The organism is Hymenobacter sp. M1-2 (assembly GCF_057808495.1).
On record NZ_JBTYZO010000011.1, the window covers coordinates 113,788 to 127,407 of the forward strand.

The window sequence follows — 13,620 nt, forward strand, 5'->3', positions numbered from 1 at the left end:
ATTTTTCACCATGAAGAAATTCACCTCATTCGCCGACGTTCCCGACTACCAAGCCCTGCTGAGCAAGGCATTAGAGATCAAGCAGAACCCCTTCGGCTACCAGCACCTCGGCAAGAACAAAACCATCGGGCTGATTTTCTTCAACCCTAGTCTGCGCACGCGCCTTAGCTCCATTAAAGCGGCGTACAACCTGGGCGCGCAGGTGTGGGTGCTGAATGCCGGAGCCGATTCGTGGACGCTGGAAATGGCCGATGGCGCCGTGATGGACGGCTCGACGCAGGAGCACATTAAGGAAGCTATTGCCGTGATGAGTGAATACTGCGACGTGCTGGGCGTGCGCACCTTTCCCACGCTGAAGGACAAGGCAGAGGACTATGAGGAAGTGGTGTTCAACAAGATTCTGCAATACGCTACCGTGCCCGTTATCAGCCTGGAAAGCGCCACGCTGCACCCGTTACAGTCATTTGCCGATCTTATCACGGTGGCCGAACACAAGCAGAAGCAGCGCGTGAAAGTGGTGCTCACCTGGGCCCCGCACGTGCGCCCTCTGCCACAGTGCGTGCCCAACTCCTTTGCCGATTGGTTTTCCGAAATCGACTGGGTGGACTTCGTGATTACGCACCCCGCGAGCTACGAACTGGACGAGAAATTCACCAAAGGCGCCCGTATCGAATATGACCAGCGTAAAGCGCTAGAAGGTGCCGACTTCGTGCAGGCCAAGAACTGGAGCAGCTACCACAGCTACGGCCAAGTGCTGCAAAACGACCCTACCTGGATGCTCGCGCCTGAGCACATGGCTCTGACCAACGACGCCAAGTTTCTGCACTGCCTGCCCGTGCGGCGCAATGTGGAAGTGTCGGATGCGGTGCTGGATTCGCCAAATTCTTTGGTGGTGCAAGAGGCTGGTAATCGGGTGTTTTCCATGCAAACGGTGTTGCATGAGTTATTGAAATAAGGTGCATAATTCGGGCAAAACTCAACTTTATCCGAATGGCTTCGTTAGAGGCTACTCGAAAGCAGGCTAATTAGTCGAGCTTTTAGTATTCACCTTAACCCCAGCTCATGAAAAAGCTATTTGTTCTCGCCGCTGTACTCGTAGCCGGCATCTCTGCTGCTAACGCGCAAACCACCAATACGACTACCACGACGACTACGCCGCAACAGAGCACCACTACCACGCAGCCTGCTATTACGCCGGCTCCCGCTACTACCACATCGCCCGCAACGACCACGACTACCGCTCCTGCTACCACTACTACCACGGTAGAAACGCAGTCGAGCGCTGATCTAGCTCCAGCTAATGCCGATGTGAAAATCAAGGCGAGCGATAAGAAAAAGAAAACGAAAGTAAAAGCTGATCCTTTCTAAGCCATACGGCTTATTGCCCACACCTACTTGCTGAGAAAGCCTGATTGCCACTGCGGCAGTCAGGCTTTCTTTTTGTTTGCTGAAATGCTCAGGGCGGCGGACCTTTAGCGTGCCCAACATGGGTGCCAAAAGCAGTGGTTGTATCTCAGCTGCTGATAAGTTTTCCTCACCCTCATGAACGATCCGGAAATTCGCGCTCTGCTCTACCCATTGCTTGCGGGCGGCGTGTACGTGGACGAATTACCCACCGGTACCACCCGTGCCGATGTCGTGCACATTACCACTGATTTCCTCCACGGCTACGAGATAAAGGGCGACTCCGATACGCTACAACGCGTACCCAACCAACTGCGCTGCTACGGCGAGGTGTATGATTTCGTGACGTTCGTGGTAACGGAGAAGCACTTGCCCAAGCTGTTACCGTTGCTGCCCGATTGGGTGGGCGTATTGGTGGCCAGCCGCACCGGATTATGGCCGCACCGGTCGGCTTCCTACAATTCCACTGTGGCGTCGGCGCCGCTAGCCAGTCTGTTGTTGCTGGAAGAAGTGAAGCAGTTTCTGTTGGCCCGTGGCTTGGCGGGCGTGAGTCAGTTACGCCGCGCCCAGGTGCTGCATTTCTTGCGCACTACGCAGCTGGTGCCACTTTCCAGCCTGGCACAGTATGTACGGGAGCGACTTATGGCACGCCTACCCGAGCGTCTGCAAGCCCGCGCCGAGCGTAAAGTAGAGCGTGAGCGTCTCGGTGGTCTTCGACGGCGCCGCAAAGCCAGACAAGCAGCGGGGCAAAAACCTCGCAAGTCGAAGAGCGTCTGAAAATTCGGTGACTATTTCCCATTGTCTTTCGCTAACAGATTCCAAATCAAGGATAATAGAAACGGCTGCTTGCTCCGGTTTGCACGTTGTTTTATTGGAGTGTCAGAGGAAGATGCATGTAGCAGCCTATAGCCCAAGCGTCAGCTGCTTGCCTACTGAGTCGTCGAGGGTTTCGAGATTGGAGAGCGAAACGCCCAATAGGCGCACCCCTTTGCTCAGCGGCAGGCAGCCGGCTACTAACTCCTGGCTGATTTGCTCCATTGCCGTTTTGCTTGCCAGCGGCGCCAGCGTAGTGCGGCTGCGCGTAATTTGCTGAAAGTCGGCGTACTTCACTTTAAGTGTGAGAGTGCGTCCCAATAGTCCCGTGCGCTGGCAGTATTCCCACACCGATTCCAGGCAAGGCTGTAAGCCAGTCAGTAGCTCCTCATGTGCGGTGAGGTCTTGTGCGAAGGTGGTTTCGGAGCCTACTGATTTACGCACCCGGTCGGGCACCACGGGGCGGTGGTCGATGGCGCGGGCAATATGAAAGTAGTACGAGCCCGCCTTGCCGAAATGCTGCCGCAGAAACGCCTCCGACTGCTGCCGCAATTCCAACCCCGTGAAAATGCCCAGCTGGTTCAGCCGCGCCGCCGTAGCCGGCCCGATACCGTGAAACTGTCCCACCCGCAGCTGTTCCACAAACGCCAGGCCTTGCTCCGGCTTGATGACGAACTGCCCATTAGGCTTGCGGTAGTCGGAAGCCAGCTTCGCCAGAAATTTGTTGTAGGAAATGCCCGCGGAAGCCGTGAGCTGCGTTTTCTGAAAAATAGCCGCCCTAATCTCCGCCGCAATCTGCGTGGCCGAGGTCAGCTGCCGCAGGTTGTCGGTTACGTCGAGGTAGGCTTCATCCAAAGAAAGCGGCTCAATGAGCGGCGTGTACTCCGCGAAAATGGCGCGTATTTGCCGCGAAACTTCCTTGTACACCTCGAAGCGCGGTTTCACGAACACCAGCTTTGGGCATTTGCGTAAGGCTGTAGTCGAAGGCATGGCCGAGCGTACGCCAAATTCCCGCGCCTCGTACGAAGCCGCCGCTACCACGCCGCGCTGCCGTGAGCCGCCTACCGCCACGGGCCGCCCCCGCAGCGCCGGGTTGTCGCGCTGTTCCACCGAGGCATAGAAGGCATCCATGTCGAGGTGAATGATTTTACGGGTAGGCAAGGCGTCCAAGGCAGAGCAACACGAAGAGTAGCAATCAAGCACGTGGCCCGGACTTTAGTCCGTAGCCTTTCATTTGGCCTAATGGTAGGGCTACGGACTAAAGTCCGTGCCACGCAACACCAACCGGAGATGATAAGCCAGCCAATAGCCGGCGTCAATGAAACGGATTCAGCACCCGCAGCCCGCCATCAAGCACTTGATTATGCTGTAAATCCTCCGAATAAAGTGTCTGGCAACCGCACTCCAGCGCGGCAGCTACAATCAACGAATCAAACCAGGAGAATCCATAGCGTTGCGCCACTTGCGTGGCTCGCAGTAGCGTACCTGGCGTGTTGGTGTGCACGGAGAAGTTGACCAGAATTTCCGCCAGCAGATTTTCAATAGCTGACCAGTCATAGCCATACTTACGCCGACATATATTGGTAAACTCAATCAACACCTGAGTGGATATGTAAGCCATTGGAGCTTGCATGGCGCGAAGAGCCACAGCTTGTTTGGCAGGCTCCGTCGTGGAATATCCGTAGAGTAGTACGTTGGTGTCCAAGAAGACTTTACCGCTCATTGGCTTCATCCCGATTGAATTTGAATCCTCGGGTATCAAGCTGAACGGCAGTAAAAGTTCTCTCCGAAGGAAGTCTTGAACCAGATGATTCCGAGGGCTGGCTGTTCTGCGCTTGAATAGTCAGCACACCAAGCTGTTCCAACTCCTCCAGCAGGCGCAGGGCGTGTTCGTTTTTGAGTTCGACGGTGTAAGTCATGACGCTCGGGCTATTGAGGAAGAAAGTTACCGAATAAAGCACCAGCCCGCACGAAATGGTTTCGGCCCGAGCTTACTCCTGTGCAGGTTCCAGCGGTGCCGCTACTGGTGTAGCCTGCCGAGGCTTGCGGCTCACTAGAAACACGCCCCCAAATATGAGCAGCGCCTGTAAGGCTTTGGCAACGGTGAGCGTGTCTTTGCCCAGGCTCACGGCGATACCCACCGCCAGCGCCGGTTGCAAGTAAATATAAGCGCCCAGCAGGGCAGGGGAGGCATATTTCAACGCCCAGTTATTCAGCAGATACGCCATAATGGTGACGCACACCACCATGTAGGCAATGGCCGCCCAGATGCTGACCGGAAAGCTGGCATAGGCCGGCTGCTGCACCTGCTGCCAGCCGGCCGGCACCGCCAACACCGCCCCCACCAGAAAGATGCGCGCCAGTACCGTGAATGGGTGGTACTTGCGCATGAGCGGCATTACGAGCACCAAATACACCCCGAAAGCCGTGGCGTTGAGCAGAATAAACACGTTGCCCAGCAACCCATCTTGCCCATTTGCCGTGGCCGGACCGCGCCCCAGAATGATAAGCGCCGCGCCCGTGCCGGCCAAACCCAAGCCCAGAAGCCGCGGCAGCGTTAGTTTCTCGCCCAGCAGCACCGCCGAAGCCAGTACCGTCACGACTGGGGCAATGGTTTGGATGAGCGAGGCATTGATGGGCGAGGTGAGGTTGAGGCCCGAGAAAAACAGCAGCTGATTCAGCCCAATGCCCAGCACCCCACAGGCTACGGCCCGCCATTGGTCGGCGCGGCCCCGAATCCGGTCTTGCGGGGCCACGAGGCGGCTAAGGATGCCGAAGAAAAGCGTGGCCCCCACGATGCGTAGCAGCACGAGTCCAAACGGACCCATGTAGCGCGGCATCACGTCCTTGGAAATGCTATAGTTGGCGGCGTAGATAAGCGAGACCAGAAACAAGGCCGCGTGGACCTTCACCGAATTTTTCATTAGACGAATGTAGGGTAAGCTTTAGAGCCTGTTGGGATTTTGCCGAAAGTACCTCTGGAACATCCTGCTTCCGCTGGCGTCCGCTTGTCGGGGCCGGGCTAGCCCCAAAACGTCAGACACGCTCTTCGCTCGCGCATCATCCGCGCCGCAACTACGACCTGGCGGGCAACAATGCGCGCCGGCGCCGGCGCGCTACACCCTGCACCTTGGTAGGCGAAGCCCGCTACATCCGGGCGCGACTCCGCACAGTGGGAGCGAGCATCCATTTTAGGCAGGCGCGCATGAAATGAAGACAGCCGCGCATGAGATTCATTCGAGGCCGCATGAAGTTTATGCGGCCTCGAATGAAAATGGTGGGAAGCCGCGTGAATTTCATGCGGCCTCGAATAAAAATGATGGGAAGTCACATGAAATTCATGCGGCCTCGAATGAAAATGATGGGAAGCCGCGTGAATTTCATGCAACCCCGCATGAAAATGATGGGAAGCCGCATGAATTTCATGCGGCCTCGAATGAAAAAGATGCGCTGCCGCATGAAATTCATCCGGCAGCGCGTGTGGAGGCGGGGTCGGCGGGTCTTGTGGAGCGTGTATGGGTATTATTTGGCTTCCTCTGGCCTCCGCTTGCCGAAGCAGGACGAATGAGTTTTCAGTAAATTCTAAACTCGCTCTTAGCTTGCGCCGCCGCCCGTGCGTATTCACGTGAGCAGGACACCCGCCATACTTCACTTACTCCCGGCGTAAGCACAGGCTTGCGCTATTCTTCCATGTCTACTGGCTCTCTCTTCGATACTGACTATCAGCCCCAACCTTACGCCCCGCGGCCTGGCGCCCCGCTGGCGGAGCGCATGCGGCCCCGCACTCTGGATGAGTACGCGGGCCAGCAGCACCTCATCGGGCCCGAAGGCGTGCTGCGGCGCTACCTCAATGCGGGCCGCCTGCCCTCGCTCATTCTGTGGGGCCCGCCGGGCGTTGGCAAAACGACCTTGGCCAACTTGCTGGCGGCCGCGCTGGGCAAGCCTTTCGCCTCGCTTAGTGCCGTGAATGCCGGCGTAAAAGACGTGCGCGACGTAATTGAACGGGCGCGCAAACAGCGGGGTACGGTGCTGTTTATCGATGAAATCCACCGCTTCAGCAAAAGCCAGCAAGACGCGCTGCTCGGGGCCGTGGAACAGGGCATCGTCACGTTGATTGGCGCCACCACTGAAAATCCCTCCTTCGAAGTAATTCCGGCCGTGCTGAGCCGGGCGCAGGTCTACGTGCTAGAGCCGCTCAGCAAGGAAGTCCTGACCAGCCTCGTCGATAAAGCCTTAGCCGAAGATGAGGTGCTGAAGCAAAAAACGGTGCGCGTGCAGGACTACGGCGCTCTACTCACCATTTCGGGCGGCGATGCGCGCAAGCTGCTCAACCTGCTGGAAATAGTGGTGGAAGCCAGCCGCCCCGACCCGGCCACCGGCGAAGTGGTTGTCACCGACGAAGGCGTGCAGCAACTGGCCCAGCAGCACCTTGCCCGCTACGACAAAGGCGGCGAAATGCACTACGACGTCATTTCGGCCTTCATCAAAAGCATCCGTGGCTCCGACCCCAACGCGGCGCTCTACTACCTGGCCGTGATGCTCGAAGGCGGCGAAGATCCTAAGTTCATTGCGCGTCGCCTGCTCATTCTGGCTTCCGAAGACGTGGGCATGGCCAACCCCAACGCCCTCATTCTGGCGCAAAGCTGCTTCCAGGCCGTCACGGTTATCGGTATGCCTGAGGGCGACATTATTCTGGGCCAAACTGTGGTGTACCTCGCCACTTCGCCCAAGAGCAATGCTTCCTACAAGGCCATTCGAGAAGCGCGGGCGCTGGTGCGGCAGCAAGGCGTGCAGCCGGTGCCCATTCCGCTGCGCAACGCGCCCACCAAGCTCATGAAAGACCTTGGCTACGGTGGCGAATATCAGTATTCGCACGACTACCCCGGCAACTTCGCGGCGCAGGAGTTCATGCCCGAGCAGCTCAGCGGCACTACTTTCTACCATCCCGGCCACAATGCTCAGGAAGTGAAAATTCAGGAGCGTCTGCGCCAGTGGTGGGGCGAGAAGTACGGCTATTAATTGGAGCTTAGCCATGAGAAGTGAGACATGAGAAGTTATGGGGCGAATATTGAAGGCACCCAAGAAACCGCCACAACGGACGGGCTTCGGCAGCCGCGCGGTAGAGGCATATGCCGCCGGCTTGCGTTGGCTGTCCGCTGGAAACGAAACCAGGCAGAAAAACACTTGTTACGTTGCCGGGCCGCAGCTCAAATCAATAACTTGCCGTCTAGTAGGATAGTAAAAAAGCAAAACCCACTTCGTGCCGTCTGCTTCCCTGCACTCGGCGCAAATCAAATTCCCATGAGACAATTCTTTAAATACGTGCTGGCCACCTTTACCGGCCTCACGCTCTTCCTGTTGCTGAGCTTCGTGCTGCTCATCGTCTTTGTGGCGGCGCTGGCCTCTACCGATAATGAAGCAACCGTCGCTTCAGATTCCGTGCTGGAACTCAAGCTCGATAAGCCCATTGATGAGCGCGAAAGCCGGGAGTCGGTGAGCTCGGTCTTCTCTTCTCAGGCCGATAACATCGGACTCGACCAGTTGAAAGCCACCATCCGCCGCGCCAAAAACGACGACGATATTAAGGGCATTTTCTTGAACGTGGAGTTGGTGCAGGCCGGCATGGCGTCGTTGGAAGAAATACGCGACGCGCTGCTGGACTTCAAGAAATCGGGCAAGTTCTTGGTGGCTTACGCCGACGCGGCTTCCGAGAAGAGCTACTACCTCACGTCCATCGCCGACCGGATCTACCTCAATCCGCAGGGTACGCTGGAGTTCAACGGCCTCAGCTCCGAGACGATGTACTACAAGAATCTGTTCGAGAAGGTCGGCATTCAGCCCCAAATTTTCCGGGTAGGCTCGTTCAAGAGCGCCGTGGAGCCATTCTTCCGGGAAAACATGTCCGATTCGGCCCGGTTGCAAACGTCGTCGTTTCTCAACTCGCTCAACGACTTCATGCTGGGCCACGTGGCCGCCGCTCGCAAAATCACGCCCGCCCGCCTCAAGGTGATTTCGGACTCCATGCTGGTCCACAACGCCGACGACGCCAAGCGCCTCGGCCTCGTGACCAACCTCGGGTACTATGACCAAGCCCTCGACTACATGAAAGGCAAGCTAGGGGTAGAAAAAGACCAAAAGCTGAGCCTCGTGGACCTGAGCGACTATGGCAAGGCCGAGGACGAGGAAAGCACCGGCAACAACCGCATTGCCGTCATCTACGCCGAGGGCGACATCGTGACGGGCAAAGGCGGCAACGACAACATCGGCAGCACGCGCTTCGCCGAAGCCATCCGCAAAGCCCGCCTCGACGACAACGTGAAGGCCGTCGTGCTGCGCGTGAACTCGCCCGGCGGCTCCTCGCTCGCCTCCGACATCATCTACCGCGAAGTGCTGCTCACCAAGAAGGTAAAGCCCATTGTGTGCTCCATGTCGGACGTGGCGGCATCGGGGGGCTACTTCATCGCTATGGGTTGCGACACCATTGTGGCCCACCCGAACACCATTACGGGCAGCATAGGGGTGTTTGGCGTGCTGCCTAACATCCAGCCTCTGCTGCGCGACAAACTCGGCATCACCACAGACCGCGTCACGACGGGCAAATTCTCGGATTTTCCGACCATCACGCGGCCGCTGAGCCAGTTTGAACAGACGCAGTTCCAAAACGAAATCAACCGCATCTACGCCGACTTCACCACTAAAGCCGCCCAAGGCCGCCGGATGCCGGTGGAGCGCCTGCGCGGTTTTGCCTCGGGCCGGGTATGGTCGGGCTCGGAAGCCAAAGCCCGCGGCCTCGTAGACGTGCTCGGCTCGTTTGATGATGCGTTGCGCATCGCGGCCCGCCGCGCCAAGCTCAAGGAAGGCGATTATAAGCTGCAAGCCTTGCCCCGCCAGAAAACCTTCGCCGAAAATCTATTCAGCGGCATCAGCGAGGAAGTACGTCTGCGCATGGTGCGCGAAGAAATGGGCCAGCTTTACCCGATTTACGAGCAGTACAGGAAGCTTTCCACCATGCAAGGCGCGCAAATGCGCATGCCCTTCGAGTTGAACATTCAATAGCCGATTGGTTTTTGGTTTGTGTACTCAGCTATAAACGGCAGTCAATAAGCCAACAACAAAAAACCGACAACCAAAAACCAAGTAATGCACCAACTCCAAGCCGCCGTCGAGTATATCCGTCCGCTTTTGCAGGGTTTCGAGCCTGAATTTGGCATCATCCTCGGCACGGGCCTGGGAGCATTGGTTAAGGACCTGAGCATTCAGCACACCATTGCCTACGCCGACATTCCCAACTTTCCGGTTTCGACGGTGGAAAGCCACTCTGGCAATTTGCTGGCGGCGGAGCTAGGCGGGCGGAAAGTGCTGGTAATGCAGGGGCGATTTCACTACTACGAGGGCTATACCATGCCGCAAGTGGTGATGCCGGTGCGCGTGATGAAGCTGCTCGGGATTCGGAAGCTGTTCGTGAGCAACGCGGCTGGCGGCCTGCACCCGGATATGGAGTACTCCGACCTCATGCTTATCGAGGACCATATCAACCTGCAACCAACCAACCCGCTCATCGGCAAGAATCTCGACGAGCTAGGGCCGCGCTTTCCCGACATGCTGGAGCCCTACGACGCCACGCTGCTCCGGCAGGCACAGGAGTCGGCTCGCGCCCTCGGTTTCGCCGACAAAGTGCGGCGCGGGGTGTACGTGAGCGTGCCGGGTCCCATGCTTGAAACGCCCGCTGAGTATCGCTACCTGCGCACCATCGGGGCCGATGCGGTGGGGATGAGCACCGTGCCCGAAGTTATTGCTGCCGTGCATATGGGCCTGCCCGTGCTAGCCATCAGCGTCATCACCGACCTCTGCGCCCCCGACAAGCTCAAGCGCGTGGACATAGCTGATATTCTGCGCACCGCCGCCGCTGCTGAGCCTCGCCTGACTGCCCTGCTGCGCGCGGTGATAGAGCAGCAGTAGCCCCGTAAGCCCAGGGTTTAAACCCTGGGCTATGGAAAACCGGCGACGGACTATATTTGCTCACGCCCTAACTAGCCCAGGGTTTAAACCCTGGGCTACTAGCTACCGGATAATAATCTGCTTTCGGTCGTAGCTCAGCACCGTAAAAACGCCGATGCCGCCCTGGACGGTGCTTTTGATGGCGGAAGGCTGGCTAAACGGATTGCCGTTGGCATTCTGCGCATCGTTGACCGACTGCCGGAAGAGGTAGTATGGCCGGTCGAAATGATAAAGGGTGATGAAGAGCGTGTCGTTGGGGTCGAATATATAGCTGGTGCCGAGCGTGAAGGCCTTGTCGTCGTTGAGGCGGTCTTCCACGTCATAATCTACTTCGGGGGAGGGGCCGATGCTGTCGCGGTGCACTTGCAGGCGGTAATAGTCGCCGATTCCGGCGGGGTCGCGGAAATTGGTCAGCACGTAGGCTTCACGGCTTTCCACGGGCCGGTCGTTGAATTTGTATTCGAGCGAGTCGATGGGCACGCGAGTCGGCACGGTGGCGGTGCCCGTCACGCGGCGGCCTTTGGTATCAACTATTTCCAGGCTGAACACCTCGCCGGGGCGAGCTACCAGCGGACGACGGCCAATGTGCGTATAGGCTTTGCGCAGCACCGGGTCGATGCCGGGCCGGAAGGCTAGCGTATCGCGGCGGCCATTGGGCAGTGTCAGCACTACCGTTACGTCGGTTGGTACCACTGGCTCCGGGCCGGCGAGGTAGGACGTGGTTTCCGTCACGGTGAGGCGCGGAATCTGGTCATTTTCGAGGTAACACTCCGTCACGAGCTGGGCGGGCAGCGCAGGCAGTTCCACGTCGATGTTCTTTTGCAAATCGCAGCTACTGAGTAGTGGCAACAGTACCCCTACAGCTAGCACAGAACGAAGCGAAGCTCTCATGACAAGGTGGTTATCAATCAAATGAAAGTAAAAAGCCAGAAACCGAAATCCGCGAAATCCTATAATCCGCATAATCCGCGATTCAGAATTTGAAGTTGTACGTCACGGCCGGGATGACGGGAAACAGCGACACCTGCCGAGCGCGGTAGCCCGTTACGGGGCCATCTTCGCCGTCCTTTATCTGGTCGAAGTACACGAAATAGGGGTTGCGACGGTTGTAGGCGTTGTACGCGCTGAACGTCAGGTCCGATTCTGGGAACCAGCGGTTTGGCTTGAGCCGCCACACCAAGCCCAGGTCTAAGCGGTTGTAGGCTGCCAGACGATAGCTGTTCCGGTCGGGGTAGATGGGCGCTACTGATAGGTCGCCGCCAAACACGTCTTGCACGTTGAAGCGGCCGGCGGGTAGCGTAGTAGCATTGCCGGTGGTATACACGAAGGAGGCCGTGAGGTTGAGGCGCTCATTGAGTTGGTGCAGTAGTACCGCCGTGATGTTGTGGCGTCGGTCGTAGTTGGGGTAGAACTCGCGGCCCCCGTTGATGCCGCTGGTGCCGCGCTGGGGCAGAAACCGGCGCTTGCTCCACGAGAGCGTGTAGCCGATCCAACCGGTGGTGCGGCCCGTTTTCTTCTCCAGATATAGCTCATTGCCGTAGGCCCAGCCTTTGCCGAACAGGAATTCGCTATCCAAATCAGGATTTACGAACAGCTGCGCACCATCCTTGAAGTCCACCTGGTTCTGCGACCATTTGTAGTACACCTCGTTGGTCAGCAGATACTTGCCCTGACCCAGCAGGAAGCTCACGCCCGTAGCCACTTGCTGCGAACGTTGCGGCTTCACCGAAAGCCGCGACGGATACCAAATATCGGTGGGCAGCGTGGCACCGGAGTTCGTGACGAGGTGCACGTACTGGTACATGAGCGCGTAGCTGGCTTTAAGCGAGGTGGTGGGCGTGAGCGAATAGCGCGCCGAGCCACGCGGTTCCAGGCCGCCGTAAGTGTTGGAGCCGCTACGGAAACCAGTTAGGCGCAGGCCATATTCGAGTTGCAGTTTTTTGGATGCCTTGAAGTTATCGGAAGCGTACAGGCCGCCCTCCTGGCCGCGGTACTGCACATCGGAGCCAAGGTTGAAGCGGCCATCGTCAGAGCCGGCCTGCAAGCGGCCCACGCCGAAACGGTGCTGGATGATCTGGCCCCCAAACTTGAAGGCGTGCTTGTCGTTGGGCGTGTAGTCGAGGTCAGCGCGCAAGGCCAGGTCCTGGATTTTGGAGCCTAAGTTGAAGGCAAACTGGTCGAGGCGGTTGGTGACGTCGTACTGGTAGCGCGTGATGGAGGCCGTCGTGTTCAGGTAGAGGCGTTTGTTGAAGACGTGGTTCCAACGGGCCGCACCCACGGTATTGCCCCAACTGAAATCGAAATTGAAGCCGCCCTGCGAGTTGAAACCGAAAATGTCGCGCCCGTAGTAGCCACTCAGAAACACTTGGTCCCGCTCGCCAAGCGTGTAATTGGCTTTGGCGTTGAAGTCGTAGAAGTAGTAATCAGGAATAGGGTCGTATTCCGGGTCACTCTCATTCATCTTGTTGATCTGGCGCGTAAATACGTCGAAATACGTGCGCCGGCCCGATATAATGAAGGAGCCTTTGTTCTTGACAATGGGCCCTTCCAACGTCAGGCGTGAGGAAATGAGCCCCAGGCCACCACTGCCGCCGAACTTCTGCTTGTCGCCCTCGCGCAGCTTCACATCAATTACCGACGAGAGCCGGCCGCCGTACTGCGCTGGGAAACCGCCCTTGTATAAGTCCACGCTTTGCACGGCATCGGGGTTGAACACCGAAAACAGCCCGAACAAATGGCTCGGATTGTACACTAAGGCATCATCCACGAGCACCAGGTTTTGGTCGGAAGAGCCGCCGCGCACGAACAGGCCGCTGGTGCCTTCGCCGCCGTTTTGCACGCCAGGCTTGAGTTGGAGCGTCTTCAGTATATCAACCTCCCCAAATAAGGCTGGTAAGAGCCGGGCCTCCTTGATGGTGAGGCGGTCCACGCTCATCTGGGTGGTTTGCAGCTTTTGCTCCAGCGTGCCAGAAGCTTCCACTACCACCTCGCCCAGCTCGTTCGTAGACTCCGGCAGCGCGAACGACAAGCGCTGGTTGCGCGTCAGGTTCACGTCGCGCGTCAGAGTTTGATAGCCAATAAAGGAAATCACCAGCTGATGCCGGCCGGCTGGTAGCGATAGGGAGTAAAAGCCCGTGGAATCGGCGGTGGCGCCGGTTGCGAGGCTAGGCACGGCCACCGAAGCGCCCGGCAGCGACTCTCGGTTAGGGCCACCGCGCACGTAGCCACTAAGCGTGTACCCTTGGGCGTGAACTTTCGAAGCCCCGGTTAGGCTCCAAATCGAGAAGGTAATAAACAGCAGAGTAGCGAAACGCATCAGAAAAAGTAAGAACAGAGCATGCAAAGGTACGGCCCGCCCACTGCCCAACGTTGGCCTGTGCCCTAATGTTATCCTTCGCGTACGAG

Annotated in this window: 13 protein-coding genes; 7 read left to right on the forward strand and 6 right to left on the reverse strand. The window is 57.8% G+C overall.

From position 1 onward, the window contains the following. Positions 1-10 precede the first annotated feature (10 nt). The 3 genes from ACYSMN_RS12375 (at position 11) to ACYSMN_RS12385 (ending at position 2,181) form a co-directional block, all read left to right on the forward strand. On the forward strand, positions 11-955 hold the full coding sequence (locus ACYSMN_RS12375) for an N-acetylornithine carbamoyltransferase (RefSeq protein WP_488924196.1): 945 nt from the start codon (positions 11-13) through the stop codon (positions 953-955). Positions 956-1,062: 107 nt separating this feature from the next. Further along, positions 1,063-1,368 (forward strand): hypothetical protein, encoded by a 306-nt coding sequence (locus ACYSMN_RS12380; protein WP_488924197.1) that lies wholly within the window; start codon positions 1,063-1,065, stop codon positions 1,366-1,368. Positions 1,369-1,542: 174 nt separating this feature from the next. Continuing rightward, positions 1,543-2,181, forward strand: a complete 639-nt coding sequence (locus ACYSMN_RS12385) for a sce7726 family protein (protein WP_488924198.1) — start codon at positions 1,543-1,545, stop codon at positions 2,179-2,181. A 126-nt stretch (positions 2,182-2,307) separates the two neighbouring features. On the opposite strand, the gene dinB is transcribed toward ACYSMN_RS12385, so the two are convergent. The 4 genes from dinB to ACYSMN_RS12405 form a co-directional block, all read right to left on the reverse strand. Next, positions 2,308-3,387: a DNA polymerase IV gene (gene dinB / locus ACYSMN_RS12390; RefSeq protein WP_488924199.1), complete on the reverse strand. Its 1,080-nt coding sequence runs from the start codon at positions 3,385-3,387 to the stop codon at positions 2,308-2,310. 145 nt (positions 3,388-3,532) lie between these two features. Then, positions 3,533-3,949 (reverse strand): PIN domain-containing protein, encoded by a 417-nt coding sequence (locus tag ACYSMN_RS12395; protein WP_488924200.1) that lies wholly within the window; start codon positions 3,947-3,949, stop codon positions 3,533-3,535. Beyond that, complete coding sequence (locus ACYSMN_RS12400) at positions 3,930-4,136, reverse strand: hypothetical protein (protein WP_488924201.1); 207 nt, start codon at positions 4,134-4,136, stop codon at positions 3,930-3,932. The genes ACYSMN_RS12395 and ACYSMN_RS12400 overlap by 20 nt, the downstream gene beginning before the upstream one ends. A gap of 72 nt (positions 4,137-4,208) precedes the next feature. Next, the gene (locus tag ACYSMN_RS12405; RefSeq protein WP_488924202.1) at positions 4,209-5,141 is read right to left on the reverse strand and encodes a DMT family transporter; all 933 of its coding nucleotides are present in this window, start codon (positions 5,139-5,141) and stop codon (positions 4,209-4,211) included. Positions 5,142-5,427: 286 nt separating this feature from the next. Between ACYSMN_RS12405 and ACYSMN_RS12410 the strand changes: the two genes are divergently transcribed. The 4 genes from ACYSMN_RS12410 (at position 5,428) to ACYSMN_RS12425 (ending at position 10,176) form a co-directional block, all read left to right on the forward strand. Then, entirely contained in the window at positions 5,428-5,796 is a 369-nt protein-coding gene (locus tag ACYSMN_RS12410) for a hypothetical protein (RefSeq protein WP_488924203.1), read from the forward strand. Between the two features lie 192 nt (positions 5,797-5,988). Continuing rightward, positions 5,989-7,236 carry a replication-associated recombination protein A gene (locus tag ACYSMN_RS12415; RefSeq protein ID WP_488924261.1) on the forward strand — a complete coding sequence of 416 codons (1,248 nt, stop codon included), beginning with the start codon at positions 5,989-5,991 and terminating at the stop codon, positions 7,234-7,236. A 282-nt stretch (positions 7,237-7,518) separates the two neighbouring features. Further along, complete coding sequence (sppA, locus tag ACYSMN_RS12420) at positions 7,519-9,273, forward strand: signal peptide peptidase SppA (RefSeq protein WP_488924204.1); 1,755 nt, start codon at positions 7,519-7,521, stop codon at positions 9,271-9,273. Between the two features lie 84 nt (positions 9,274-9,357). Beyond that, positions 9,358-10,176, forward strand: a complete 819-nt coding sequence (locus tag ACYSMN_RS12425) for a purine-nucleoside phosphorylase (protein WP_488924205.1) — start codon at positions 9,358-9,360, stop codon at positions 10,174-10,176. Between the two features lie 102 nt (positions 10,177-10,278). On the opposite strand, the gene ACYSMN_RS12430 is transcribed toward ACYSMN_RS12425, so the two are convergent. Next, a complete protein-coding gene (locus ACYSMN_RS12430; protein WP_488924206.1) occupies positions 10,279-11,040 on the reverse strand; it encodes a DUF4249 domain-containing protein in 762 nt (253 codons plus the stop codon). Between the two features lie 148 nt (positions 11,041-11,188). Then, a complete protein-coding gene (locus tag ACYSMN_RS12435) occupies positions 11,189-13,531 on the reverse strand; it encodes a TonB-dependent receptor (RefSeq protein WP_488924207.1) in 2,343 nt (780 codons plus the stop codon). Between the last annotated feature and the right edge of the window lie 89 nt (positions 13,532-13,620).